Annotated in this window: 23 protein-coding genes; 19 read left to right on the top strand and 4 right to left on the bottom strand. The window is 56.8% G+C overall.

Translation table 11 applies throughout. From position 1 onward, the window contains the following. The first annotated feature begins 6 nt into the window (after positions 1-6). The 9 genes from QZ517_RS04515 to QZ517_RS04475 all read left to right on the top strand — a co-directional run bounded on the left by QZ517_RS04515 (position 7) and on the right by QZ517_RS04475 (position 9909). Positions 7-1185, top strand: coding sequence for an acyl-CoA dehydrogenase family protein (locus QZ517_RS04515; protein ID WP_294222784.1), 1179 nt, complete (start codon positions 7-9; stop codon positions 1183-1185). A gap of 7 nt (positions 1186-1192) precedes the next feature. After that, positions 1193-2302, top strand: a complete 1110-nt coding sequence (locus QZ517_RS04510) for an acyl-CoA dehydrogenase family protein (RefSeq protein WP_294222781.1) — start codon at positions 1193-1195, stop codon at positions 2300-2302. 158 nt (positions 2303-2460) lie between these two features. Further along, positions 2461-3336 carry a branched-chain amino acid ABC transporter permease gene (locus QZ517_RS04505; protein WP_294222778.1) on the top strand — a complete coding sequence of 292 codons (876 nt, stop codon included), beginning with the start codon at positions 2461-2463 and terminating at the stop codon, positions 3334-3336. A gap of 4 nt (positions 3337-3340) precedes the next feature. Further along, entirely contained in the window at positions 3341-4426 is a 1086-nt protein-coding gene (locus QZ517_RS04500; protein WP_294222774.1) for a branched-chain amino acid ABC transporter permease, read from the top strand. Further along, on the top strand, positions 4423-5193 hold the full coding sequence (locus QZ517_RS04495; protein WP_294222771.1) for an ABC transporter ATP-binding protein: 771 nt from the start codon (positions 4423-4425) through the stop codon (positions 5191-5193). Before QZ517_RS04500 ends, QZ517_RS04495 begins: the two co-directional genes overlap by 4 nt. Continuing rightward, positions 5193-5966, top strand: coding sequence for an ABC transporter ATP-binding protein (locus QZ517_RS04490; RefSeq protein ID WP_294222768.1), 774 nt, complete (start codon positions 5193-5195; stop codon positions 5964-5966). Before QZ517_RS04495 ends, QZ517_RS04490 begins: the two co-directional genes overlap by 1 nt. A gap of 8 nt (positions 5967-5974) precedes the next feature. Further along, complete coding sequence (locus QZ517_RS04485; protein ID WP_294222766.1) at positions 5975-7873, top strand: long-chain fatty acid--CoA ligase; 1899 nt, start codon at positions 5975-5977, stop codon at positions 7871-7873. Positions 7874-7919: 46 nt separating this feature from the next. Beyond that, entirely contained in the window at positions 7920-9074 is a 1155-nt protein-coding gene (locus QZ517_RS04480; RefSeq protein WP_294222764.1) for an ABC transporter substrate-binding protein, read from the top strand. Between the two features lie 169 nt (positions 9075-9243). Beyond that, complete coding sequence (locus tag QZ517_RS04475; RefSeq protein WP_294222762.1) at positions 9244-9909, top strand: DUF1629 domain-containing protein; 666 nt, start codon at positions 9244-9246, stop codon at positions 9907-9909. Between the two features lie 331 nt (positions 9910-10240). Here the strand turns inward: QZ517_RS04475 and QZ517_RS04470 are convergent, their stop codons facing one another. Then, positions 10241-10945, bottom strand: a complete 705-nt coding sequence (locus QZ517_RS04470; protein WP_294222759.1) for a response regulator transcription factor — start codon at positions 10943-10945, stop codon at positions 10241-10243. Positions 10946-10953: 8 nt separating this feature from the next. Then, on the bottom strand, positions 10954-12867 hold the full coding sequence (locus tag QZ517_RS04465) for a PAS-domain containing protein (protein ID WP_294222756.1): 1914 nt from the start codon (positions 12865-12867) through the stop codon (positions 10954-10956). A 195-nt stretch (positions 12868-13062) separates the two neighbouring features. On the opposite strand from QZ517_RS04465, the gene QZ517_RS04460 reads away from it, so the two are divergent. The 8 genes from QZ517_RS04460 (at position 13063) to QZ517_RS04425 (ending at position 22072) form a co-directional block, all read left to right on the top strand. Further along, complete coding sequence (locus tag QZ517_RS04460; RefSeq protein ID WP_294222753.1) at positions 13063-15219, top strand: AMP-binding protein; 2157 nt, start codon at positions 13063-13065, stop codon at positions 15217-15219. Next, positions 15216-16037 (top strand): ABC transporter ATP-binding protein, encoded by an 822-nt coding sequence (locus tag QZ517_RS04455; protein ID WP_294222750.1) that lies wholly within the window; start codon positions 15216-15218, stop codon positions 16035-16037. Before QZ517_RS04460 ends, QZ517_RS04455 begins: the two co-directional genes overlap by 4 nt. 41 nt (positions 16038-16078) lie before the next feature. Further along, positions 16079-17107: a branched-chain amino acid ABC transporter permease gene (locus QZ517_RS04450; RefSeq protein WP_294222747.1), complete on the top strand. Its 1029-nt coding sequence runs from the start codon at positions 16079-16081 to the stop codon at positions 17105-17107. 3 nt (positions 17108-17110) lie between these two features. Next, complete coding sequence (locus QZ517_RS04445) at positions 17111-17368, top strand: hypothetical protein (protein ID WP_294222744.1); 258 nt, start codon at positions 17111-17113, stop codon at positions 17366-17368. Then, entirely contained in the window at positions 17368-18444 is a 1077-nt protein-coding gene (locus tag QZ517_RS04440; RefSeq protein ID WP_294222742.1) for a branched-chain amino acid ABC transporter permease, read from the top strand. The genes QZ517_RS04445 and QZ517_RS04440 overlap by 1 nt, the downstream gene beginning before the upstream one ends. An 80-nt stretch (positions 18445-18524) precedes the next feature. Next, on the top strand, positions 18525-19808 hold the full coding sequence (locus tag QZ517_RS04435) for an ABC transporter substrate-binding protein (protein ID WP_294222737.1): 1284 nt from the start codon (positions 18525-18527) through the stop codon (positions 19806-19808). Between the two features lie 75 nt (positions 19809-19883). Beyond that, a complete protein-coding gene (locus QZ517_RS04430; protein ID WP_283424719.1) occupies positions 19884-20702 on the top strand; it encodes an ABC transporter ATP-binding protein in 819 nt (272 codons plus the stop codon). A 149-nt stretch (positions 20703-20851) separates the two neighbouring features. Next, complete coding sequence (locus QZ517_RS04425; protein ID WP_294222733.1) at positions 20852-22072, top strand: AMP-binding protein; 1221 nt, start codon at positions 20852-20854, stop codon at positions 22070-22072. A 174-nt stretch (positions 22073-22246) separates the two neighbouring features. Here QZ517_RS04425 and QZ517_RS04420 read toward each other — a convergent pair whose 3' ends face one another. Then, positions 22247-22729 (bottom strand): TetR/AcrR family transcriptional regulator, encoded by a 483-nt coding sequence (locus QZ517_RS04420; protein ID WP_294222730.1) that lies wholly within the window; start codon positions 22727-22729, stop codon positions 22247-22249. 220 nt (positions 22730-22949) lie between these two features. Between QZ517_RS04420 and QZ517_RS04415 the strand changes: the two genes are divergently transcribed. Together QZ517_RS04415 and QZ517_RS04410 are read left to right on the top strand one after the other, a co-directional pair. Further along, positions 22950-23633, top strand: coding sequence for a DUF1295 domain-containing protein (locus QZ517_RS04415; protein WP_294222728.1), 684 nt, complete (start codon positions 22950-22952; stop codon positions 23631-23633). Between the two features lie 62 nt (positions 23634-23695). Continuing rightward, a complete protein-coding gene (locus tag QZ517_RS04410; RefSeq protein ID WP_294222725.1) occupies positions 23696-24640 on the top strand; it encodes a cation transporter in 945 nt (314 codons plus the stop codon). Here the strand turns inward: QZ517_RS04410 and QZ517_RS04405 are convergent. Further along, on the bottom strand, positions 24637-25890 hold the full coding sequence (locus tag QZ517_RS04405) for a DNA polymerase IV (protein ID WP_294222722.1): 1254 nt from the start codon (positions 25888-25890) through the stop codon (positions 24637-24639). The two genes, QZ517_RS04410 and QZ517_RS04405, sit on opposite strands and share 4 nt — an antisense overlap. Positions 25891-25896 lie beyond the last annotated feature (6 nt).

Genomic DNA, 25896 nt, shown 5'->3' with positions numbered 1-25896 from the left:
GTTTGCATGGACATCGACACATTCCGCAGCGAGACCCGCGCGTGGCTGGAGGCCAACTGCCCGGCTGAGATGCGCACGCCGATGGGCGAAGATGACATTTGTTGGGGTGGGCGGACCTTTGAGTTTCGCTCTCCTGCCCAAAAGCAGTGGCTGAAGGTTATGGCCGCCAAAGGTTGGACCGTGCCGGCCTGGCCCAAAGCATACGGCGGCGGCGGTCTGACTGGTGATGAACAAAAGGTGCTTACCGAAGAGATGCACCGCATCAACGCGCGGCCGCCCTTACAAAGCTTTGGCATCTGGATGCTGGGGCCCGCCTTATTGCAGTTTGGCACTGAGGCGCAAAAGCGCCACTACCTGCCTCAGATTGCACGTGGCGAAATCCGCTGGTGTCAGGGTTACTCTGAGCCCTGCGCAGGGTCTGATTTGGCGGGGCTGCAAACCAAAGGTGTGGACACAGGTGTGCATTTCGAGGTGACGGGTCAGAAAATCTGGACTTCTTATGCCGACCAAGCGGATTGGATTTTCTGTCTTGTGCGCACCGAGCCGGATGAAAGGAAACACACCGGCATTTCTTTCCTGCTGTTTGACATGCAGAGCGACGGCGTCTCGACCAAACCCATTAAGCTGATCTCTGGTGCGTCGCCGTTTTGTGAGACCTTCTTTGACGCGGTGAAAGTGCCCAAGGACCAGATTGTTGGCGAACGTGGGCAGGGTTGGACGATTGCCAAATATCTGCTGACCCACGAACGCGAGATGATTGGCGCATCTGACTCCGCGCTGTTTGCCAAATCCGACTTGGCGGAAGATGCAGTGTCTGCAATTGGTTTGGATGAAACTGGGCGGTTGGATGACCCTATGCTGCGGGCGGATCTGGGGCAGTTCTTGATCGATGAGATATGTTTTGACGCCCATTTGGAGATGACCGGGGCGTACATGCGGGCAGGGCATGAGCTTGGCGCGCGCTCGGCAGAACTCAAATATCTCGGCACAGAACTCAACAAACGCCGTCAAAGCCTGAGGGTGGCGGCTGGGGGCAGCGATGATTTGGTCTGGGAAGGCACGGCCAATGATGCGGGTCAGGTGGCCAAAGATTGGCTGCGCTCCAAAGCCAACACCATCGAAGGCGGCACGTCGGAAGTCATGCTGTCGATCCTCTCCAAAGCTGTTTTGAAATTACCGGGATAAGCGCGCCATGGAACTCTTGAGTGAAGACCAACAGTTGATTGCCGACTCCGCCACTGGTTTTTTGCGCGCCGGCCATTCGATCGCCGCCTTCCGTGCCCTGCGGGAAACCGGGGACACGGCAAACATCGCGATCCTTCCCGAGTTGGCCAAGATGGGCTGGATGGGCATTGTTGTGCCGGAAGAGTTGGGCGGCATTGGGCTAGGCTATCGCGCAGCCGGGCTTATTGCCGAGGAGCTGGGGCGGAACCTGACTGTCAGTCCTTTTGTGTCCTCAGCGATCCTTGCGGGCACTGCGCTGTCCACCTCAAACAGCCAAGCCCAGAAAATTTGGGCGCCAAAGGTGGCCGCTGGAGAGGCTGTATTGGCGCTGGCCTTGGATGAAACGGCCAAACACCGCCCAGATCGGGTCGTCACCAAAGTCACTGGCGAGGCTGATGGACTAAAGCTGAACGGCCGCAAGACATACGTTGTGGATGGCGGCTTTGCGGATCGTTTGGTTGTGACAGCCAAGCGGGGCGACGACTTGTGTTTGCTTCTGGTCGATCCGCTTGCAGCGGGTGTGACCCTCACATCTCAAGTGATGTTGGATTCTCGCAATGCCGCCACTGTGGTGTTGGAGGATGTGGCCGTTAGAGATGCCGACATTCTGGCGCAAGGACAGGCCGCAGAGAGGGCGTTGGCCAAAACCCTTGCAGCAGGCCGGGCGGTCGCGGCGACAGAGCAGCTTGGCATCGCCAAAGCGGCGGCGGATCAAACTTATGACTACCTGCGCACCCGCAAACAGTTTGGTGTTCACATTGGACAGCTTCAGGCGCTGCAACACCGCGCGGCAGAGCTTTATTGCGAGTTGGCACAGGTTTCCTCGCTGATCGCGGCGGCCCTAAATGCGTTGGATTCCGACAGCGCAGATGTGGAAACCCTGACCCGTGCTGCCAAAGCCAAAATGGCGCGGGTGGGGCAACAAGCGACCGAAGAAGGCGTGCAGATGCATGGTGGCATTGGCATGACCGATGAGATGGATCTTGGATTGTTTATGAAACGCGACCGCGCCTTGGCGGAGTTCTTGGGTGATGCAGGGCATCACACTGAGTGGCTTTTGCGGCAGCGCGGCATTTAGTGTGCGCCAAAGGGATTTAACATACGAGGCCGTATGGAGTGGCGATGTGACGTAACGGAGCTTTGTAAAAGCGGGGGAATGGGAGACTTGACGCAAAAGGGTTCGCTCCGAACACTGAGTGCACAAAAAGCCGGTCAAAACCGGCACGGGAGGAAAATTTGGAAGTTGTGCAACTGCTTGTCAGCGGGCTTGCGAACGGCTGTGTCTACGGTCTGATCGCGCTGGGCTTCGTGCTGATTTACAAGGCGACCGAACAGGTGAATTTCGCTCAAGGCGACTTTATGATGCTTGGCGCGTTTGTGTGTTTGGGGCTCACCAATGCGCATTATGTGGGGCTGCCGTTCTGGATCGCGGCGCCTCTAACGATCGCCATTATGGCGGTGCTTGGATATCTGCTCGACTTCTTTGTTTTGCGTCATCTGTTTGGTCAAAGCCAAACGGCGGTGGTGATCCTGACCATCGCGCTGGGCTTTGTCATTCGCTTTGTCGCAGGCGCGATCTGGAGCCATGAACCACAGACTTTGGAAAGCCCATTGGCAGTTGGTGACTTCAACGTGGGTGGTGTGGTGTTGGGCATGGCCGACATAGCCGTGATCGTGGTAACGGTGCTGCTCACCTATTTCCTCTACCAATTCTTCCAACGCACCAAGCTGGGCCTTGCCATGCAGGCGGCCAGCCAGAACCAGATGGCGGCCTACTTTATGGGCATCCCGGTCAAGCGAGTGCAAGGCATGATCTGGGGCTTGTCTGGCGCGGTGGCTGCCGTGGCGGGCATCCTGTTTGCCTCCAAAGGTGCGATTGATCCCAATGCGGGCCTTTTGGGCATCAAAGCATTTGCGGCTGCTGTGATTGGCGGTTTTGGATCGCTACCGGGCGCGTTGATGGGTGGGCTGATCGTGGGGGTTATTGAGCCTTTCGCAAGCCGCTATTTCCCTGCCGGGTACAGCCAGATCGCGCCCTATACGTTGCTATTGTTTGTGCTGGTGTTCCGTCCCAATGGCCTGTTTTCGCAGGTCCGGATCAAGAAGGTCTGAGGTCATGCGGATACATTTCAAAACCTCTTACAACCATGACATCCGGCTCTTCCCGGATTGGTGGAGCTTTCTGGTCTATGCGACGCTGATTGTGATTGCTGTAGTGCTGCCTTGGGTGCTGGACGACTTCTTCCTCGGAGAAGTCACCAACGTGCTGATTTGGGCCATCGCGGGTCTTGGTCTTATGCTGCTGACCGGTCAAACTGGTCAAGCCAGCCTCGGCCACGCGGCTTTTCTGGCGCTGGGCTGCTACTCCTGCATCATTTTCATGGAGCAAGGCTGGCCCTTCCTGATTGCCTTTCCGGCGGCAGGTATCCTGACCGGCGTGGTGGGCACCATCATCGCCATCCCGGCGATCCGCCTGCACGGGATTTATCTGGCGATTGCCACCATCGCGCTCTCCATTCTGGCGGACGACATCATTGTGTTGATGGAGCCGATCACCGATGGCGTGTCGGGCAAGTTTGCTCCGATGATCACCATCTTTGGCATCGAAATTGAACGGTGGACCACGCCGGATCGGTTCTACTGGCTGGTGCTGGCTGTCACAATTCTCTGCACTTTGGGGTATCGCAATCTATTGCGCTCACCTTTGGGTCGCGCCTTTGCCGCGGTGCGAGACAGCGAAGTCTCCGCCAGCGCTATGGGTGTGCACATCGCGCGCGCCAAAGCGGTGGCTTTTGGAATTTCCTGTGCGATCACTGGTCTGGCGGGCGCGCTGATGGGCTTCTACGCAGGGGCGTTTAACAACGAGACCTTCTCCATCGTGATCTCCATCACGCTGTTGATGATGATTGTGATCGGCGGGCTTGGCTCCATCCACGGGGCGTTTTTTGGCGCGGTTGTGGTGGCGTTTTTGCCGCAGTTTCTGTCGATGACCAAAGATTTTGTGGGGGGTGGCTCGGTTGCTATTCCGGGATTGGAAACCGGGGTTTTTGGCATGATCCTGATCCTCTTTATCCTGTTTGAACCCATGGGCATCTATGGCCGTTGGATGAAGATCCGCATCTGGTTTGAACTGTTCCCGTTTGCACGCAAAGACATGTTCAAGCGCCAGAAAAGCTACCTGAAAACGGAGCGTTTGAGATGAGCACTTTGCTGGAAATCAACAATGCAACGCTCAAGTTTGGCGGCGTGGTCGCTGTGAACGATCTCACGTTTAGCGTGGAAGAAGGCGAGGTCTACGCCATTGTAGGCCCCAATGGGGCGGGCAAATCCACGGTCTTCAATCTGATCTCACGCTTCTACGATCCCTACGCCGGGTCACTGACCTTTGATGGGCACAACTTGCTCGATCGCAACGCGGATGCGGTTGCCGACCTTGGCATCGCGCGGACCTTTCAAAACATCGAACTGTTTGACCATGCCACGGTGTTGCAAAACCTGCTGGTGGGACGTCACCGGCATCGCAACACCAATTTGGTGCAGGAAATGCTGTTCACACCCAAGGTGCGGCGTGAGGAGAAGCGCCATCGTGAGGCGGTCGAAGAGGTCATCGATTTCCTCGACTTGCAACCCTATCGCGACAAGATGATCGCCGGTCTGCCGTATGGTGTGCGCAAAGTGGTGGAATTGGGCCGCGCTCTGGCCTCTGGGCCACGGCTTTTGCTGCTGGATGAACCCGCCTCGGGGCTCTCGGTCGAAGAAACTCAGGACATGCGCTGGTGGATTGACGACATTCGCAAACAGATGGGCATCACCGTCTTGATGGTGGAGCACGACATGGGATTGGTCTCCGGAGTCTCTGACCGTGTGCTGGCACTGGCCGACGGGGCCAAGTTGGCTGAGGGCACGCCACAACAGGTGCAATCTGACCCGGCTGTGATAGAGGCCTATCTTGGCGCGGGGGCGGCGTGATGGGTGAAGCGGTGCTAGATATCAAGAACATCGAGAGCTTCTATGGCCCAATCATGGCCATCCGTGGTGTGTCGCTAAAAGTGGAAAAAGGCCAGGTGGTGACCGTGCTGGGCGCCAACGGTGCCGGAAAATCGACTTTGCTCAAAACCATCTCTGGCATCATGGACCCTGAAAAGGGGCAAGTGGTGTTTGAAGGCCGCGAAATCCAAGGCATGGAACCCCATAAAGTGGTGGGCCAAGGCATCGTGCATGTGCCCGAAGGGCGCGAGGTTTTCCCGCTTCTGACGGTGGATGAAAACCTCTCGCTTGGGGCGTATACGCGCTCGGATAAGGCGGAGATCGAAAAAGACCGCCAGATGGTCTTTGACTATTTTCCCATTCTGGCAGAGCGCCGCCACCAAGAGGCCGGCACACTCTCCGGTGGCCAGCAACAGATGTTGGCAATTGGGCGCGGCTTGATGTTGCGGCCCAAGATCATGCTGCTGGATGAGCCAAGTCTCGGCCTGTCGCCGCTGTTGGTGCAGGAGATCTTTGCCATTCTCAAACGTCTGAACAAAGATGAAGGTGTGACCATGATGCTGGTCGAGCAAAACGCCAAAGTGGCGCTTGAGCTGGCGGATGTTGGCTACGTCATGGAGGTGGGGCGCATTGTGATGGACGACACAGCGGATCGCCTGATGGAAAGTGAAGACATCAAAGCCTTCTATCTGGGCCATCAAGAGACCGGCGCACGCGGCGAGCGCCGTTGGAAACGTAAGAAAACGTGGCGCTGAGGGGAGGCATGAACATGAACATTCAAACCACATCCCAGCCACCGGAGCAGATTGAAATCAATGGCGTCATTGTCTCGGCCACACCAGGGCAAAAGCCTGCGCTGGTGGATGGCTGCGACACGGTTGTCGGTCTGTTTCAAAAACGCTGCGAACAGCTGCGCGATCGCACCGCACATCGCGAAAAAGACCTCGGAATTTGGCAAGCCTACTCTTGGAAAGACTATTGGACCCATGCCAAATGGATTGGCCTTGGCCTGCGGGCGCTGGGTCTGGAACGCGGCGAAGTTGTCTCGATTCTGTCCGAGGACCGCAAGGAATGGCTCTACGCTGACATGGGCATCCAATGTGTGGGCGGCATTGCTTCGGGCGTCTACACCACGGATTCGGCCAGCCAGCTTGAATACCTGCTGCGCGACAGCGGCAGCCGCTTTTTGTTTGTCGAAAACGACGAACAGCTCGACAAGTTTCTGGAGATAGAAGAGCAAGCCAGCCACGTCACAAAAGTCATCATTCTGGACCAGGACGGCCTGCATGATTTGCGCCATGACAAATGTGTTTTCCTGGACGAACTGTATGAAACCGGTCGCGCCTATGAAGCGGACAACCATGGCGTCTTTGAAGAGGAAATCAAAAAGGCCAAGCCCGAAGACACAGGCTTGCTGATCTATACCTCTGGCACCACCGGCATGCCAAAAGGCGCGATGCTGTCTCAGGAAAACGTGATTTCTGCTTGTGTGTCTGGTGCCCATGCGCTGCCGACAATGGCCAGTGATGAGCAGCTTTGCTTCTTACCGCTGTGCCATATTCTGGAGCGCAATGTGTCGGCCTATTTCCCGATTGCTGGCAAGGCCACAGTGAATTTTGCCGAAAGCACAGAGACCGTTTTTGACAACCTGCAAGAGGTCTCGCCTGCGCATTTCACCGCCGTACCGCGCGTGTGGGAAAAGATCTACTCTCGCGTTCTGGTGCTGGCGCAAGAGGCCACGCCGATTGGTCGGCTGTGCTTCAATCTTGCGGTCAAGGCGGGCCTGAAACGTGCCGACTACTTGCTGGACCGAAAACCGGTGCCAAGTGGTGTTCAGCTCAACTATGCGATCTGGGATTTTCTTGTGCTGCGCAATCTGCGTCGGATGTTGGGCATGGACAAAATGCGCCGTGGTGGCACCGGTGCGGCCCCGATCAGCCCGGAATTAATCCGCTGGTATTGGGCCATTGGGGTGCAGCTTCTGGAAGGCTACGGCATGACCGAAAACGCCGGGCTGGCCTCGATCAATGTGCCAGATGACAACAAGCTGGGCAGTGTTGGTAAAGCTGTGCCGGGCTTTGATATTCGCATTGCCGAAGACGGCGAAATCCAAACTTATGGCCTGAACAACTTCCAAGGCTATTGGCGCAACAACGAGAAAACTGTGGAGACCTTCACCGATGATGGCTGGCTGCGTACGGGGGATGTCGGCAAGCTTGATGACGACGGGTTCCTGACGATCACGGGCCGCTTGAAAGACATCATCATCACCGCTGGCGGCAAGAACATCACCCCAGCAGAGATCGAAAGCCGCCTGAAATTCAGTCACTACATCTCGGACGCTGTGGTGATTGGCGATGCGCGCAAATACCTGTCTTGTCTGATCATGATCGATCAGGAAAACGTTGAGAAATTCGCGCAAGACCGCAAGGTGCCGTTTTCGGATTTTGCCTCGCTCTGTGCGGCGCAGGATGTGGTGGAATTGATCCAAGCGGAGGTGGATACGGTCAACAAGGAATTTGCCCGCGTCGAACAGATTAAGGATTTCCGGCTGATCAATGTGTTGCTGACGGCGGAAGATGAAGAACTGACCGCAACCATGAAACTCAAGCGCAGTTTTGTGGAGAAGAAACACGCGGGACTCATAGAGGAAATGTACTAGGCTGCATGTATGTGGCCCCAGACCACACTTTAAACGGGAGGAAATTATGAAAAAACTGACGACTGTACTGGCGGTTGGCGCAGCAGCGCTGGCAAGCCAGGTCGCCGCCGACACGCAAGGCGTGAGCGATGGCGAAGTGGTGATTGGGTCCGTGAACGACCTCAGCGGAATCTTTGCTGCCGTAGGTGTTCCGGCGGTCAATGGCGCCAACATGCGCTTTGACGAGGTCAATGCCGCCGGTGGCGTGCACGGGCGTCAGATCCGGTTTGTTGTGGAGGACAACGGGTATCAGATCCCGCGCGCGATGCAGGGCTACAACAAGCTACTGAACCGGGACAAAGCCTTTGCCATGTTGCTGTCGTTGGGCACGCCGATGAACGTCGCGGGTTTCAAACTGCTCGATCCCAAAGGCATTCCCAATGTTGGCCCGCTTTCTGCGGCACGGCAGATGTTGCAAGAGCCGATGGACAATAAATTCATTGGCTTCTCAAGCTACTACGACCAGGTTCAGGTTGGTGCAACTTACCTAGCCGAAGAGTTTGGCGCCAAAGAGCTGTGCACAATGTACATCCCGTCTGACTTTGGCAAAGAGATTGCTGAGTCCACCGCAGATGTTGCGAAAAGCATGGGTCTGACCATGGGCAGCGAAACCACACACAAGCCGGATGAGTTGGATTTTGTCGGCTCGCTTGGCAAACACAAAGCCGCTGGATGTGATGTGATCACCATGGCGCTGGGCGTGCGTCAGGGCATCACCGTTGTGGGCACCGCCAAGAAGCTGGGCTGGACCGACGTAAAATTCCTCAACACCTCCGCAGGCTTCCTGGAGCCAGTGGCGATGGTGCCGGGTGGCGTGACCGATGGATTGTATGCCGCATCGGGCTGGCAGGATCTTTATGCACGCGCAGCGGATCCGGTGCCGGGTAAATTTATTGCCGATTACAAAGCCAAGTTTGATCAGCCTGCGTCAGGATTTGCCATGCTGGGTTATTCCGCAGCGGACACGCTTGTGCGCGCCTTGGAGGCAGCTGGTCCTGAGTTGACCCATGAGGGCTTCATCGCCGCCATGGAGACGTTGGACTACATGGACGAATTGACCGGCTCGCAGACCACCTATGGCCCAGACGACCACCGCGGTGCGGACGAGGTTGTGATTTCCGTGGTGGAAAACGGCGGCTGGAAGACGGTTGCTGTGAAGTAAGGCGTTCGTCTGATGGATTAGGAGGCTCCCGGATATTTTCGGGAGCCTTTTTTGTAAGGCAGCTTTTGTCCTACACGCGGATTTACTTTCCCTACGTTACTCGCACCCTCATGGCAGTTTTATTGAAGTCCTCAAAAAGATCATTTTCAAACGAAAAGGGTATGCCGAAATGGCTCATGAAAAAGTCTGGGACTCGTGTTTTCTTTCAGACCCTGAGGCTGGGGTTTACGTGAGCTTCCACTTACCTGGCTTTGATGGGGAAGCATGTTCCCTCGAGCAAACAGTTGATCTTGCCCAAAGGTACGGCTTCGTTCTGCCTGGAGACATACCAAATTCACCGCAAGACATTCGCGTCGAAGAATACCCAGAATACATGTATCCCACCTATCAAGAAGGCGTTTCCCCTGATCAGATGCGGGATGTTTTTAAGGGAAAGAACGGTTTGGTTGTCATATCCGGCGCCATGTTTGATTTGCTTCAAAAGTTCAACCTTGGGGCCACACGACTAAAGGCCATTCCTTTAAGAGAAACCGATCAAGCGACGCCTGTTGATGGGCGCTGGTATTTTTTACATTTCCGGGAAAACCGAAATTGTTTGGTGCCGGAAAAATCAATCGGCGTCGAGCCAACCCCTAACGGCCATCGCTGGCGAATTAAGAATGACGACACATACCGGCTGTGTGTTGATCCAAGCGCGGCTGGCGATTTGGACCTGTGGCGCGATAGCCGTGCGACCAAAGTGGTGTTCCTCTCCGACAGATTAAAGCAGGCCATCGAAGAAGCGGGCCTTGTGATCAAGGCCGACAGCACATTTCGCCAGTGTCTTGTAGATTGAATGCGCCACTAGCCATCCCAAGTCGCCTGACAAGTCAGCTTGGAGAGGCGTCCAGTTTTCAAAGCCACACAGAAAAATTCCCCGCAGCCGATGGTCTGGTCTGCGGGGAAGGCGGGAGTGAACTTGTTCTTGCAAGGTCCCCATGTTTACCGCGCGCCTGTCCCTGAAACGCCTGCGGCCGTCCCGTCAGCGGATGTGCCATCGCCACACAGATTGGAAGGAGGAAAATCCGGGGCGCTCTGGCTATCCACTGTCCGCAGATATACCATATTTTGCGGTGTTTGGCTATATGTTGTGTGGATTTAGTATGTGGGGCGCAAATGCAGAGGAGTTATTGCCAGCTCACATCGCCCAAAAAGATATAGCCCGCACCATAGATGGTTTTGATAAGACGTGGGTTTTTGGGATCTTCCTTGAGCTTGGTGCGCAGACGTGAAATCCGCACATCCATGGCCCGATCAAAGCTTTCACCAGCGGCCCCGCCCAAAGATTCCTGCATCTGAGCGCGGCTGATCAGGCGTTTGGGACTGTCCAAAAACAGCCGCAGAACTTCGCCTTCCGCATGGCTGAACGTGGTCTCTGTGCCAATGTCATCCACCAGAACGTAGCGGTCAAAATAAGCGGTCCAGCCGTTGAACACCGCTGTGTTGGCGGCCACAGGTGCCGCTGGTTTCTCTTTGCGAAGCCGGGCGCGCACCCGTGCCACCACCTCGGTGGGGTCAAACGGCTTGATGATGTAATCATCAGCCCCCAGCTCCAACCCAGTGATCCGGTCCTGCACCTGCGCACGTCCGGAGATGATGATCACCGCCGCGCCCAGTTCCAAAGCCAGCCGATGCACCAAAGTCAGGCCATCTTTGTCTGGCAGTCCCAAATCCACCAAACACACATCTGGTGTGGTGGATTTGAGCGCGGCTTCAAACTCCGTGGCCCGGGAAAACGCCATGGTGCGAAAGCCTGCATCTTCCAAGGCGTCCGCCAGGATCATGCGGATTTCCGGTTCGTCGTCGAGGATGGTGACAAGCGGGGCGGTCATGGTGGGGCTCACTTCGGATGTAAGAATTGGTCAAGCTGCGCAGCGGTAAAAGGCTTGGGCAATACCGGCGCGCGCGCGGCGCCTTCGATATAGAGATCGTGGCTCTGGGGCAAGCTGGTCATCAGATAGGTTGGCACCCGCTCGCGTCCCAATTCGCGGATCAGATCCACACCGGTGGCGTCGCCTTCAAGTGAAATATCGGACAACACCAACGTGATGTCCGGCACTTGGTCCAGCAACACACGGGCTTCGTCCACACTGGCGGCCTCGATCACCGTGTGCTTCATGTCGGTCAGCATGTCGCGGATCAACCCGCGCAAGTCCGGGTTGTCCTCCACCAACAGCGCCAGCCCAGGGGTCGAATCCTGCACCGCACGGCGCAGCGGCAAGCGCAACACCACCTGACCGCCGGTTTCCGTGTTGGCCACTTTGATGTCGCCGCCCACCAGCTTGGTCATGTCGTACACCATTGCCAGCCCAAGACCGGAGCCATCCGCACCTTTGGTGGTGAAAAATGGGTCCAGTGCATGATCCAGAGCCGCGTCTGAGAACCCCGGTCCGGTATCACGTACGGTAAATTGCACCCAGGTGTTCTGCATCAGCTCGGCAATCAACAAGATGGTGCCGCCCTGACCGCAGGCATGGGCGGCATTCAACAGCAGGTTCACCAGCGAGTCATGCAACATCGCCGGATCCAACAGCACCGCGCCTTCGGGGATGCTGTTCTCAATGATCAGCGAGACCTCTTCTCCCACCGTCGGCTGTGCAAGGGTTTCCAGCTCAGACAGGAAACTGACCATATTTGTTGGCGCCAGCTTTGGCACCCGTGGGCCGGTCACATTGGCCAGGTTGTCCAGCAGCGTGCCGCCCCGCCGTGCTGCGCCCAGGGTTGCCTCAATCAACGACCGCGCATCGTCTGGCAAATCCATTTTGCGCAACTTGCTTTGCGTGCCCAAAATGATCGTCAGCAGATTGGAAAAATCATGTGCGAGGCCACTGGTCATCTGCGCCGCAATCTCGCGCCGCCGGGTTTGTTGCAAGGCCACCCGTGCCTGAGTTTCTTCGGTTACATCCATCGACAGTACATAGACGCCACGGGCGGCGCCGTCGTTGTCATCCGGCGTAAAGGCGGCGCGAATACGCCGCGTGCTGGGATGTTCGTTGAACTCAAATACCGAAGGCTGGCCTCGGAACGCCTTGTCCATATGCGGTTTGATATGGCTGTAGGCGCTGTCCCCCAACGCCTCGCTGGCGTGGACGCCCACGATGTCAGACGGCCGCCCGGGGATCACCGTGCTCAACCGGCGGTTGGAATAGGTGTACAGTCGGTCCGGCCCCACGTGGGCAATATGCGCGGGCATCATTTCCGCGGTCAGTCGCATCCGGGCCTCGCTGTCCATCAGCTGACGCTTTACTTCCTCAAGGGTTTGGACCGTGGCTTCCAATTCCCGGTTGGTGGCAGACAGCTCCTCGGCATATTGCAACAATTGGTCAGAAAGCTCTTCAGAGCGCGACCGCAGCAAAGCCTCCTGGCGTTTGGTTGATGTGATGTCGGTATAGACCGCCACCCAGCCGCCTTCGGGCAGAGGTGAGCCTTCGACCGAGACCCACCGCCCATCCGCGCGTTGGCGTTCAAAGTAATGGGCTTCAAAGTTCAACGCACGATCAACGCGCTCTTTGATGAAAGCTTCTTTGTCCTCATCACGGATGTCGCCGTATTCGCCATTTTCGATCAGAAAACGAATGGTTTCTGGAAACGGTGCACCTGGCTGTGACAGCACACGCGGGATTGAGAACATCTCCCGAAACCGTGCATTGGCCACCACCAGCTTCAGATCGCTGTCATAAATCGACATCGCCTGTTTGATTAGGTTCAGACCAGCAACGGTCATGGCCTGTGTCGCTGCGGCTCGCTCCATCATGGCTCTCCTTCTCCTCTACCGCTAACACCCAATTTGGGGGCGCGAAAAGGAAGAAATGCGACCTGTTACAATTCGTAAGGATTGGGAAAACTTTAAGAAAAAGTTGACCGACAGGGTGAAACACGCACCACTAGAGGTGGAGAATCGCTTGCGCGATTTTGGCCTGTTTCGACAGGCTTAAGGGAGGAAGATAATTTGGCACAGTCGTCACAGGCGACCGGGGGACTTGCGTCCATTCCGGCGCTGTTGCAGCGGAACGCCGCCCAGTTTGCAGACAAAGATGCATACCGGGAGAAAGAGTTCGGGATCTGGCAGACCTGGACTTGGGCAATGACCGAGAAAGAGATCGAAGCGCTGGCGCTTGGTCTGATCAATCTGGGTGTAAAAGAGGGTGACTTTGTCGCCATCATCGGGCGCAACCGCCCGTCTTTCTATTGGTCAATGGTTGCCGCCCAATCCGTGGGTGCGGTGCCGGTGCCGGTCTATAACGACAGTGCCGCCGAAGAGATGGAATACATTCTGGGTCACTGTGGCGCGAAATACGCCATTGTTGAGGATCAGGAGCAGGTCGACAAGATCATCGAGATCCAAGACAAGCTGCACCAGTTTGAGCATATGGTCTACGTCGACCCACGTGGGTTGCGGAAGTATGACCATCGCCAGCTGCATGAGTTTGGCAACATTCAAGCGCAGGGCCGCGCGGCCCATGACGAGCTGATTGGTGAGCTGAAATCCCGCCGCGAGAAGCTCGATTATGACAGCACCTGCGTGATGCTCTACACCTCCGGCACCACCGGCAAACCCAAAGGTGTGGTGCTCTCCAACCGCAATGTCATCGAAAGTGCCAAGAACTCCTCCGATTTTGACAGTCTGACAGGGGACGAAGAAATTCTGTCCTACCTGCCGATGGCTTGGGTCGGCGATTTTATCTTCTCTGTGGGTCAGGCTTACTGGTGCGGGTTCTGTGTGAACTGCCCGGAATCAGCGGAAACCATGATGACCGACCTGCGCGAAATTGGTCCTACGTACTATTTCGCGCCGCCGCGGATTTTTGAAACCTCACTGACCAGCGTAATGATCCGCATGGAAGACAGTGGTGATCTGAAATACGCCCTGTTCCATCACTTTATGGACTTCGCCAAAACCACCGGTGAGAAATACGGCATGCCCAAGCGCAGCTTGGCCAAGCCGGATATGAAGCGCCGCGTGAAAAATGCTTTCCGCTATGCGATGGGTATTGGCTTTGCGATGGAAACGCTGCTGGAAAACGGCATTCGCATGGCTTTCGCCAAGCTGCGCCATGGCAGCAAAGCGCGTGAGCATTTCAAAGCGAAAGATCCAATTCTATTGAATCTCTATCGCGGCAATCTGCGGGACTACTTCAAGTATCGCATGGGCAACGTGCTGGTCTACGGTCCCCTGAAAGACACGTTGGGCTTTGGCCGCGTGCGTGTGGGGTACACCGCCGGGGAAGCGATTGGTCCGGAAATCTTCGAATTTTACCGCTCCTTGGGCATCAACCTGAAGCAGCTCTACGGTCAGACCGAAGCCACCGTCTTCATCACCGCCCAACCGGATGGCGAAGTGCGCGCCGACACTGTGGGTGTGCCAAGCCCTGACGTGGAAATCAAAATTGCCGACAATGGCGAGATCTTCTACCGCAGCCCCGGCACGTTTGTGGAGTATTACAACAACCCGGAAAGCACCGCGTCCACCAAGGACGCCGAAGGCTGGGTTGCCACAGGTGACGCGGGCTTCTTTGAAGAAGACAGCGGCCACTTGCGCATCATCGACCGGGCCAAAGACGTTGGCAAAATGGCTGATGGCTCCATGTTTGCGCCAAAGTATGTTGAGAACAAACTGAAGTTCTACCCCGACATCCTTGAGGCCGTGCTGTTTGGCAATGGCAAGGACCGTTGTGTGGCCTTTATCAACATCGACCTGACAGCGGTGGGCAACTGGGCGGAACGCAACAACATTGCTTACGCCTCCTATCAGGAACTGGCTGGCCACCCAAAAGTGCTCGACAGCATTCAAGGGCACGTCGAAGCGGTGAACCGCTCTGTGGCGGATGACCCAATGTTGGCGGGTTGTCAGATCCACCGCTTCTTGGTTCTGCATAAAGAGCTGGATGCGGATGACGGCGAAATGACCCGAACCCGCAAGGTGCGCCGCGTGATTGTGGCGGATAAATTTAAAGACCTGGTGGATGGTCTTTATGACGGCTCAGCCAGTGTCTCCACCAACACCGAAGTGACCTATGAAGATGGCCGCAAAGGCTCGATCAGTGCAACGCTTGAGCTGCGCGACGCCCAAGTTGCGCCAACGGCCAGTAAGATAGCAGCGGAATGAATGACATGAGCAACGATAGCTACGTCACGGACGACGGCCGCACCATTGGCCCAACCGTGATGGAAATGAAAAACATCACGCTGCGTTTTGGGGGTGTGAAAGCGATCACCGACATCAGCTTTGACATCCGCGAAGGCGAGATCCGCGCGATCATCGGCCCGAACGGCGCTGGCAAATCTTCGATGTTGAACGTGATCTCCGGCTTCTACGTGCCGCAAGAAGGTGAGGTTTGGTACAAAGGTGCAAAGCGCCCGCCCATGAAGCCGTATCAGGTGGCGGGGCAGGGCATTGCCCGGACCTTCCAGAACATCGCACTGTTTGAAGGCATGACCGTTTTGGACAACGTTATGACCGGCCGCTTGCGCCAGATGAAAGCCAACCTCTTTGAGCAGGCCATCTGGAAAGGCAAAGCGGAACGCGAAGAAGTTGAGAACCGCGAGAAAGTTGAGAGAATCATCGACTTCCTTGAGATTCAGGCGATCCGCAAAACCCCGGTTGGGCGTCTGCCGTATGGTCTGAAAAAACGTGTGGAACTGGCGCGCGCGCTTGCCGCAGAACCTTCCATTCTGCTGCTGGACGAGCCGATGGCTGGCATGAACGTTGAGGAAAAAGAGGACATGTCCCGCTTTATTCTCGACATGAACGACGAGTTTGGCACCACCATCGCGCTGATTGAGCACGACATGGGGGTGGTTATGGACCTGTCAGACCGGGTTGTCGTGATGGATTACGGCAAAAAAATTGGCGACGGCACACCCAGCGAAGTGCGCAACAACCAAGACGTCATCGACGCGTATTTGGGGGTGGCACATGACTAAGCATCTCTTTGATCTCAAAGTTAAAATCGGAGGCGTAGGCGATGTCTGAACAACTCGTATTTGCGATGGAGGTCTTTGCCAACGGCCTCATGTCTGGGGTGCTTTATGCGCTTGTCGCGCTGGGCTTCGTGCTGATCTACAAAGCGTCCGGTATCTTCAACTTTGCCCAGGGTGTGATGGCGCTGTTTGCCGCGATGACCCTTGTGGGCATTCAGAACGGTCAAGTGCCGTTTGCCCATTTGATCAACGCGATCTTTGGCACACACGTACACAGCTTTGGCTGGAACATTTCCTCGGCGTTTGCGCTGATCCTCACCGTGGGTGTGATGATCCTGCTGGCCTGGGCGGTGCAACGCTTTGTGTTCCGCCATCTGGTGGGCCAAGAGCCAATCATTCTCTTCATGGCCACCATCGGTCTGGCGTATTTCCTCGAAGGTTTTGCTGACCTGATGTGGAACTCGGAAATCAAAACCCTGACCTTCTGTCTGCCCGGCGAGCTGTGCTTGCCCCAAGGCATGAACTTGGCGATTGACGATGCCGCCTATAACGCCTGGGGCGTGGGCTTCTTCATCGACAACCTCGACATCACGGCGACACTTGTGGCCATCGTGCTGGTGATCGCCTTGGTGGCATTCAGCCAATACACCAAGCAAGGCCGCGCCATGCGGGCGGTGGCGGATGATCACCAGGCCGCGTTGTCTGTGGGCATCTCCTTGAACTTCATCTGGGTTCTGGTCTGGTCTCTTGCAGGGTTTGTGGCCCTGGTCGCAGGCATCATGTGGGGCGCCAAATCTGGCGTGCAGTTCTCGCTGTCGCTGATCGCGCTGAAAGCTCTGCCGGTGCTGATGTTGGGTGGCTTTACTTCGATCCCGGGCGCCATTGTGGGTGGTCTGATCATCGGTGTGGGCGAGAAGATGTTCGAATACTGCTTCGGCATCGGTCAGTGTTTTGGCGGCGTGATCAACCTTGGTGGCGCAACCGAGAACTGGTTTGCCTATGTGCTCGCCCTCGTATTCCTCGTCTTCCGGCCCCAAGGCCTGTTTGGCGAAAAGATCATCGAGAGGGTCTGACACATGTCCAAGTCGCTCGCTGTCATGAACGTTATTGCTTGGTCCGGTTTTTGGGTCTTTGGCTACCTCGCCTTCACTGGTGACGTGTCCCGGCCCGAAGAAATGACCACAGCCGCCCTAGTGGCGGCGTTTGGCGGGCTGTTTGGCACCTGGACTTTCTTCCGGCTGGTCCGCGACGCGGAAACCTCCGGCTATGCAAAACCTCGGAACCGGGCGGACCGGTCCCACCTTGAAAAAGAATACAACGAGGAGACCGCCTGATGTTCTATCGTGAAGCTGGCGATTTCAAAAAGACCTACTCGGCGGACAACCAAACGTTCCCGATCAAGATCGACCGCGTGGGGTACTACCTTGCCCTGGTTGTGGCCTTTCTGGTGATCCCGTTTGTGATCAACGATTACTGGGCCAACGCCATTCTGCTGCCGTTCCTGATCTACTCGATTGCGGCCATCGGCCTGAACATTCTTGTGGGCTACTGTGGGCAGGTGTCTTTGGGCACCGGTGGATTCATGGCGGTGGGGGCCTACGCTTGTTACAAGCTAATGACCTCCTTCCCGGACGTGAACATCTTCTTCCACGTGCTCCTGTCTGGCGGGATCACCGGCTTTGTCTGCGTGATTTTTGGTTTGCCGTCTCTGCGCATCAAAGGTTTCTACCTAGCGGTGGCAACACTTGCGGCGCAGTTCTTCCTGGTGTGGCTCTTTAACCGGGTGCCGTGGTTCTACAACAATTCCGCATCTGGTCAGATCAACGCACCAGAGCGGATGGTCTTTGGCGTGCCGGTCACCGGGCCAAACACTGAAGCTTGGGCGACATATCTGTTCTGTCTCGTGTTCCTTGTGCTCAGCGCCCTCATCGCGCGCAATCTGACACGCGGCATGGCAGGCCGGAAATGGATGGCCATTCGTGACATGGACATCGCCGCTGAAATCATCGGTGTGAACCCACTGAAAGCAAAAATCAGCGCCTTTGGGGTCTCCGGCTTCTTTGTTGGCATCTCCGGCGCATTGTTCTTTGCGCTGTATCTTGGCGCGGTGGAAGTTGGCGAGGCCTTCGGCATCACCAAATCGTTCCTCGTGCTGTTCATGATCATCATTGGTGGTCTGGGGTCGATCTTTGGCTCCTTTGCTGGCGCAGCCTTCTTGGTGCTGCTGCCGGTGGTGCTGAAAGTGGTTGGCGTGGACATGCTTGGCTGGCCCACCGACATCGTGGCGCATTTGCAGCTTGTGATTGTTGGCGGCCTGATCATCATGTTCCTGATCTTGGAACCACATGGCCTTGCCCAACTCTGGCGCGTGGCCAAACAGAAACTGCGGTTGTGGCCCTTCCCGCACTAAGGCGGGGCCAGAACCAACCATTCCGGGGCGGGGAGGCCTCGGCAATCCACATCGGAAATAACCATGGGAGGAATAACCCGATGAAAACTAAATTTGCAACGATGGCCGTAGCGGCCGTAATGGCAGCAGCTCCAGCAATGGCGGACCTTGTGTTCCCGTCGCTCAGCTACCGCACCGGCCCATACGCAGCAGGCGGCATCCCGTTTGCAGACGGCTATGCCGACTATTTCACCCTGCTCAACGAGCGTGATGGCGGCATCGGCGGCGTTCCAACCCGCCTGCTGGAATGTGAAACCGGCTACAACACCGAAAAAGGTGTGGAATGCTACGAATCCACCAAAGGCGAAGGCGCTCTGGTGTATCAACCGCTGTCCACCGGCATCACCTACCAGCTGATCCCAAAAACCACAGCTGACAACATCCCGATGCACACCATGGGCTACGGCCGGACTTCTGCTGCAAACGGCAAAGTGTTCAGCCACACCTTCAACTACCCAGGCAGCTACTGGAATGGTGCTTCTGGCGCCGTGAACTATCTGCTGGCTGAAAATGGCGGCGATTTGAACGGCCACAAAATTGCGCTGGTCTATCACAACTCCGCCTACGGCAAAGAGCCGATCCGCACGCTCGAAGAGCTGCAGAAGAAGCACGGTTTTGAACTGAGCCTGATGCCTGTTGACCACCCTGGTCAGGAGCAGAAGTCCCAGTGGCTGCAGATCCGTCGTGAGAAGCCAGACACTGTTCTGATGTGGGGCTGGGGCGTGATGAACCAGGTTGCCATTCAGGAAGCGGCCAACATCCGTTTCCCAATGGAAAACTTCATCGGTATCTGGTGGTCTGGTGCTGAGCATGACGTTCTGTCCGCAGGTGCAAAAGCCAATGGCTACAAAGCGCTGACCTTCCACAATGTGGGTCGTGACTTCCCTGTCTTTGACGACATCCAGAAACATGTTGTGGATACCGGCAAAGCAGCGGGCGCAGGCGATCAAATCGGCAACGTTCTCTATAACCGTGGCATGTACGCAGCGATGCTCGCAGCCGAAGCGGCAAAAACCGCTCAGGAAATCCACGGCACCGCAGACATCAACGCGGGTCAAATGCGCGACGGTATGGAAGCTCTGTCCATCACCGAAGAGAAGATGACCGCGCTGGGTATGCCAAACTTTGGTCCGTCCTTTGACGTGTCCTGCGAAAACCACGGTGGCCCAGGCCTCGTTGGTGTGACGCAGTGGGATGCGGACAGCCAGACGTGGTCCCTGATCTCTGAGTTTGCAGAAACCGACCAGGACGTGATCGGTGGGCTGATCGCAGAAGATTCCAACGCCTATGCTGCTGAAAACAACATCGAAATGGGCTGTAAGTAAGCCTGTTTGAAACCTTTGTCTCGGCCGGGCACACCGGCCGGGACACCCTAGAACGTGAGATGAAAGACAACGCACATGCTTGACGCTGGTCGCACCCAAGAGACCCTTTTGGAGGTCAACAACATCGAGGTGATCTACAACCACGTGATCCTCGTGCTCAAAGGCGTGAGCCTTGCGGTTCCCAAAGGCGGCATCACCGCACTGCTGGGCGGCAACGGCGCAGGCAAAACCACAACGCTGAAGGCCATCTCCAACCTGCTGCACTCTGAGCGTGGCGAGGTGACCAAAGGCTCGATCCACTATCGGGGCGAACCCATCGCCGATCAGGACCCCGCGTCTCTGGTGAAAAAAGGCGTGATCCAAGTGATGGAAGGCCGTCACTGTTTTGAACACCTGACCGTTGAGGAAAACCTGCTGACCGGGGCCTATACCCGCAGCGGTGGTGACGTCGCCGCCGACCTCGAAATGGTCTACAACTACTTTCCGCGCCTTAAAGAACGTCGCAAATCTCAGGCGGGCTACACCTCTGGTGGTGAGCAACAAATGGTTGCGATTGGCCGCGCGCTGATGAGTAAGCCGGAATGCATTCTGCTGGACGAGCCCTCCATGGGTCTGGCACCACAGCTGGTCGAAGAGATCTTCAACATCGTGAAAGATCTCAACGAGAAAGAGGGCAACACCTTCTTGCTTGCGGAACAGAACACCAACGTGGCGCTGCGCTTTGCGCATTACGGCTACATTCTGGAAAGCGGACGTGTGGTGATGGACGGCCCTGCCGCTGAGCTGCGCGAAAACCCAGACGTAAAAGAATTCTACCTCGGCATGAGCGATGACGGACGGAAATCCTTCCGCGACGTGCGCTCTTATCGCCGTCGTAAGCGTTGGCTGAGCTAAGGCGCAGCCCAACGCCGGCGCACGTATTTGTGCGCCACCCCGCCCAAACTAATCGGGCAGACTTACCCCACCGCGCCCCCAGTCTTGGCGGGCGCATAGGAAGACTTTGGCCGCTTGTTGCGGCACCGAACCACAAAGGATGGCATCACATGAGCCGCTTTTTTGACGAGTTGGAAACCCGCAGCGCTGATCAACGCGCCGCTGATCTGGCCGCTGTTTTGCCAGCACAGATCGCACGAGCCAAACAATTGCCGGGTTTTGCAACCTCCTTGGCGGATGCTGCCCCTGCCAAAGTGACCTCAGTTGAAGATCTCGCCAGCCTGCCGGTGCTGCGCAAATCTGAATTGGGCGCGGCGCAGAAATCCAATGGTCCTTTGGGGGGCTTTGCCGACCTGACCAATCCCAATATCGCCCATGTATTCCAATCCCCCGGCCCGATTTATGAACCCGGTGGCAACACCTCTGACTGGTTCCGCTTTGGCCGTGTACTGCACGCAGTGGGCATCGGTGCAAATGACATCGTGCAGAACTGCTTTAGCTACCATCTGACCCCGGCCGGTATGATGTTTGAAAGCGGCGCGCGCGCCGTGGGTGCCAAAGTGCTGCCGGCAGGTGTGGGCCAGACCGAAATGCAGGTCCGAGCAGCTGCAGATATTGGCACCACCGCTTATGCAGGCACGCCAGATTACCTCAAAATCATCCTCGATAAGGCCGAGGAGATGGGTGAGAAACTCAAGATCACCAAAGCCACTGTTGGCGGCGGCGCGCTGTTCCCAAGCTTGCGTCAGGAATACGCCGATCGCGGCATCACCTGCCTGCAAGGCTACGGCACCGCAGATCTTGGCTCCATCGCTTACGAATCTGAATCGATGGAGGGTATGATCATCGACGAAGGTGTGATTGTGGAAATTGTCACCCCCGGCACCAGCACCCCAGTGGCGCCAGGTGAGGTGGGCGAAGTGGTGGTGACCACACTCAACCCTGATTACCCGCTGATCCGTTTTGCCACTGGCGACCTCTCCGCCATCCTCCCCGGGCAAAGCCCTTGTGGGCGGACCAACATGCGCATCAAAGGTTGGATGGGCCGTGCCGATCAAACCGCTAAGATCAAAGGCATGTTTGTCCGCCCCGAGCAGGTTGCGGCCCTTGTGGCGAAACACGACGAGGTCACCAAGGCCCGCGTGATTGCGACCCGATCTGGCGAGATGGATGTGATGACCGTACAAATCGAAAGCGCCGGCGGTGACGAGGCCGCATACGGAGCCTCCGTGGCGGACGCGCTGAAACTCAAAGGCAAGATCGAGATTGTGGCGCCGGGCAGCCTGCCCAAAGACGGCATCGTGATCGAAGATCAGCGCAAATACGACTAATCCCTCTTCCCCTGAGCCCGGTGCCCTTTTGGGTGCTTCGGCTATGCCCGTCGCTTGCGGCGGGCTTTTCTTTTTAAACCCTTTTGCCCGGCATCGCCGGGCTGCACCTGCCTGCCCCCCCGGCAGGTGCATTCGCACCTACCCAGGCAGGCGCACCCCTATGTTGGTTTGCGTCTAGAGCTCGACTTGGCCCCGAAAATACCCGATCAACAGCTTCCCCATCATCCGCTCCAGCGTCTCCTGCGCGGCGTCTTCGCCGACAATCTCCGCCACCGCCGCATGGTGCGCCGCCATTGACACCTGCATCGCCTCGTCTTGGGCTATCTCTTCTGCCGATTTTCCACGCAGATAATCAAACAACAGCGCCATTTCGCTGCCAAATCCCGGTGCCATTGCTTGGGTCAGCGCCTGTATCTGGGCCTTGTGTGTGGTCCCGCTAACTTGTGGCACTGCAATAGATTTCATCACCTCCTTAGTGCTGGCCAGAAACAGCGCCTCCTTGGTGGGGAAGTAGTGGTAGAGCGCCGATTTGGACACGCCCAGATGTGTGGCCACCTTGCGCATGCTCACGCCCCCATAGCCATGTTCGGAAATAAAGGAGGCTGCGCGTAGCGCCAAATCGGCGCGGTGGGCTTCATGGTCAACAATCTTTGGCATCTATTTCGTCCACTTGGTCTAAAATCATTTGACACGACTCGCTGCGAAGGTCTAGGAGGAAATTGTTTTCGTCCAAGCGGTCCAAAAAGATGTTTCCAACGCGTAATCTTCCTCTCTTACGTCTCGAAGTCGTGCTGACCTGTGCCGTGTTGGCCGGCATCCTCTACAAGATCGCGGACGGGTGTCGCGCGTTTGGTTGTCTGTTTTGAAAGGTCTCTCCATGTCGTCTTCTGCATCCACCGGCGGGGTTGACCGCGCTCATGATCGCTCCTTCGCACCTAAGCTGATCTTTGCAGCCTTGCACGGCGGCATTGTCGGCCTCTGCCTTTGGCTCGCCTTTACGCTGGAGTGGGCAGGCCCCGCCCGCGCCAAACTGTTGACAGGCTGCGCTGTGCTCTATTTCCTGAGGCACCTGATCACGCTGTTTGTCCTGCTCAAACGCAAGGTGGAGATGTCGGAAGCTCTGGGATTGTCGGTCTTTATGGCCCTGTTCGAGATTGGCTTTCTGCTGCTTGGTGCAGGTATTTTGCGTGGCACAGCCCTGCCATTTGGCGGCATGGACATGCTGGCGCTGGGGCTGATCGCCTTTGGCTCTTACCTCAACACCGGTTCAGAGCTGCAACGTATGATCTGGAAGAAACGCCCCGAGAGCAAAGGCCGCTGCTACACCGGCGGTTTGTTCAAGCACGCCATGCACATCAACTACTTTGGCGACATGGTGTTGTTCACCGGCTGGGCCCTTCTCACAACCTCCTGGCTTGCTCTCGTGGTCCCGCTGTTCATGACCGTGGGCTTCATCTTCTTCCACATCCCGGGCTTGGATGCCTATTTGTCCAAGCGGTATGGCGCCGAGTTTGATGCCTACGCCGCAAAGACAGCCAAATTGATCCCGTTTGTCTACTAATCCCCTCGCAAAGTTAGACACGGGCACTATCTTGGCGGGAACACGACGTGCGAGGATCCGACATGGACACCCAAACCATCAAAGCCCGCGAAATGCGGGCGCTCTCCATCGCTATGGCGGGCAGCTTGTTTATGGGCGGGGCAGGGGTCTTGGCCGCGATCTTGTCCAACTCCACCGCGATCATGATGGACGGCATGTTCTCTCTGATTGGGTTCACCTCTGCCTTTATTGGTCGGAAGATCAGCAAAAACATCGACGCCGCGCCGGACCGCTTTCGGCCTCTGGGCTACGCTGCGGATGAGGCGGTGTTTGTCACCTTCCGGTCTTTGTCTCTGATCGGTTTGATCCTTTTTGCCTGCGGATCGGCAGTGATGAACATTCTCAACTACATCCGGGGCGAGGCTATCCCGACGCTCAACTACGAACCCATGCTGATTTACTTCATCGTGATCAGCGCCACCTGTTTTGGCCTTTGGGGCGTGCATCGCCACACCTGGAAGAAAACCGGCGGGGTCAGCGATATCCTCAAGCTGGAGAGCAAAGCCGCCGCCATCGACGGCTTCATGACGGTCGCCACCGCGCTGGGTCTGGGCATGATTTACGCCTTTGGTGACAGCTTCCTTGCGCCGATTGCCCCCATCGGTGACAGCATCGTGGTGTTCTTCCTCTGTCTGGTGGCCGTGCGCCAGGTGCTGCGCGATCTTGGTGGCGGGTTGGGCGAATTGCTTGGCGTCACCGCACAGCCTGAGATCATCGCCAAAGCCCGCCGCGCCTTACGCGCCTCGGTGGCAGATCTGTCGGGCGAGGTCACAGACATGTCCGTGGTGAAACTGGGCCGCACCTACACCGTCAGCGTTTACTACAACCCAAAACAAGCGATCACACCGCAAGAGGTCGACACGCTTAATCTCTCCATGATTGCGGATGTGCGCAAAGTGGTGCCCGGCGCGGATGTGCTGCTCTGCATCTCGCAATACCCACGCCGCTGGCCCGAGGGCATGGGCTAACGCATTGCCCGCCCCTTGAGGATGGCATCAGAGCCAAACCGCTCGCGAATGGCATCTGTGGCGCGCTCTGCCTTTGCGCGCTGCGTCGCATCCGGGTCGAGTAAGTCGCCAGACAAATCCGCTTGTGTCGCCGGTACCAAATCCGCGAGTCCCACGCCGATTAACCGATACGGCCCCTCGTCCCCCACCTGATCAAACAACCCGCGTGCGGTGCGATAAAGGGCGTCCGCCATCTGGGTCGCATCCCGCAGACTGACGCGCCGGCTAATGCTAGAGAAGTTGGCGCGTTTGAGCTTTAACGTCACCACACGCCCGGCCAAATCCTTGGCCTTGGCGCGATCGCTGACCTTCTCTGAGAGTCGCCACAAATGCCCGTCCAGAATGTCCGTGTTGGCGGTGTCCTCAAAAAACGTTGTCTCGTTACTGATACTTTTCATCGGCGCATGGGCCGAAATCTTGCGCTTGTCCAATCCCCGCGCCAGATGCCAGAGCCGATAGCCGGTGTTGCCAAACCGCGCGATCAGGTCCTGCTGATCCCAACGCAATAGGTCGGTGAACGTGCGAATGCCCGCCCGCTCCAAATTCTCCTGTGCCACCGGCCCAATGCCCCAGATCATCCGCACCGGCTTGTCGCGCAGAAAATCATTGGTCTCGACTTTGCCAATCACCGAAAACCCGCGTGGCTTGTCCAGATCACTGGCGACTTTGGCCAGAAACTTGTTGTGGCTCAGCCCCACCGAGCCGGTCACGCCCAGCTCGTCTTTCATACGTTTTGTGAGCCGCGCCAACATCACCGCAGGCGGCGCGCCATGCAGCTTGGCGGTGCCGGTCATGTCCAGAAACGCTTCATCCAGCGACAGTGGTTCAATCACCGGCGTCATCTCGTCCATCATCGCCCGGATGGCGCGGCTGACCTCAACATAAGCCTCCATTCGTGGTTTGATCACCACCGCGTCGGGGCATAGCTTCAGCGCTTGAAACATCGGCATCGCAGAGCGCACTCCGCGAATGCGGGCCACATAACAGGCAGTGGACACCACCCCCCGTTTGCCCCCGCCAATAATAACCGGTTTGTCGACCAACTCCGGGTTATCGCGCTTCTCGACACTTGCATAAAACGCATCGCAATCCATATGCGCAATAGACAGCTCAAACAGCTCCGGATGAGAGGTCACACGCAGGCTGCCACACTCTGGACACCTTTTTGTGGTTTCCAATTCGTTAAGACAATCGCGGCATACTGCTGGCATTGGACC

Origin of the sequence: uncultured Shimia sp., assembly GCF_913054185.1 — a bacterium.
Classification (GTDB): domain Bacteria; phylum Pseudomonadota; class Alphaproteobacteria; order Rhodobacterales; family Rhodobacteraceae; genus Shimia.
The sequence above is the reverse complement of the archived record's forward strand: the minus strand, read 5'-3'. Positions and strand labels throughout refer to the sequence as shown.

Coding starts and splice junctions, on each gene's coding strand:
- QZ517_RS04515 (WP_294222784.1), top strand. CDS start 7: ATGGACATCGACACATTCCGCAGCGAGACCCGCGCGTGGCTGGAGGCC.
- QZ517_RS04510 (WP_294222781.1), top strand. CDS start 1,193: ATGGAACTCTTGAGTGAAGACCAACAGTTGATTGCCGACTCCGCCACT.
- QZ517_RS04500 (WP_294222774.1), top strand. CDS start 3,341: ATGCGGATACATTTCAAAACCTCTTACAACCATGACATCCGGCTCTTC.
- QZ517_RS04495 (WP_294222771.1), top strand. CDS start 4,423: ATGAGCACTTTGCTGGAAATCAACAATGCAACGCTCAAGTTTGGCGGC.
- QZ517_RS04490 (WP_294222768.1), top strand. CDS start 5,193: ATGGGTGAAGCGGTGCTAGATATCAAGAACATCGAGAGCTTCTATGGC.
- QZ517_RS04485 (WP_294222766.1), top strand. CDS start 5,975: ATGAACATGAACATTCAAACCACATCCCAGCCACCGGAGCAGATTGAA.
- QZ517_RS04480 (WP_294222764.1), top strand. CDS start 7,920: ATGAAAAAACTGACGACTGTACTGGCGGTTGGCGCAGCAGCGCTGGCA.
- QZ517_RS04475 (WP_294222762.1), top strand. CDS start 9,244: ATGGCTCATGAAAAAGTCTGGGACTCGTGTTTTCTTTCAGACCCTGAG.
- QZ517_RS04470 (WP_294222759.1), bottom strand. CDS start 10,945: ATGACCGCCCCGCTTGTCACCATCCTCGACGACGAACCGGAAATCCGC.
- QZ517_RS04465 (WP_294222756.1), bottom strand. CDS start 12,867: ATGATGGAGCGAGCCGCAGCGACACAGGCCATGACCGTTGCTGGTCTG.
- QZ517_RS04455 (WP_294222750.1), top strand. CDS start 15,216: ATGAATGACATGAGCAACGATAGCTACGTCACGGACGACGGCCGCACC.
- QZ517_RS04450 (WP_294222747.1), top strand. CDS start 16,079: ATGTCTGAACAACTCGTATTTGCGATGGAGGTCTTTGCCAACGGCCTC.
- QZ517_RS04445 (WP_294222744.1), top strand. CDS start 17,111: ATGTCCAAGTCGCTCGCTGTCATGAACGTTATTGCTTGGTCCGGTTTT.
- QZ517_RS04440 (WP_294222742.1), top strand. CDS start 17,368: ATGTTCTATCGTGAAGCTGGCGATTTCAAAAAGACCTACTCGGCGGAC.
- QZ517_RS04435 (WP_294222737.1), top strand. CDS start 18,525: ATGAAAACTAAATTTGCAACGATGGCCGTAGCGGCCGTAATGGCAGCA.
- QZ517_RS04430 (WP_283424719.1), top strand. CDS start 19,884: ATGCTTGACGCTGGTCGCACCCAAGAGACCCTTTTGGAGGTCAACAAC.
- QZ517_RS04425 (WP_294222733.1), top strand. CDS start 20,852: ATGAGCCGCTTTTTTGACGAGTTGGAAACCCGCAGCGCTGATCAACGC.
- QZ517_RS04420 (WP_294222730.1), bottom strand. CDS start 22,729: ATGCCAAAGATTGTTGACCATGAAGCCCACCGCGCCGATTTGGCGCTA.
- QZ517_RS04415 (WP_294222728.1), top strand. CDS start 22,950: ATGTCGTCTTCTGCATCCACCGGCGGGGTTGACCGCGCTCATGATCGC.
- QZ517_RS04410 (WP_294222725.1), top strand. CDS start 23,696: ATGGACACCCAAACCATCAAAGCCCGCGAAATGCGGGCGCTCTCCATC.
- QZ517_RS04405 (WP_294222722.1), bottom strand. CDS start 25,890: ATGCCAGCAGTATGCCGCGATTGTCTTAACGAATTGGAAACCACAAAA.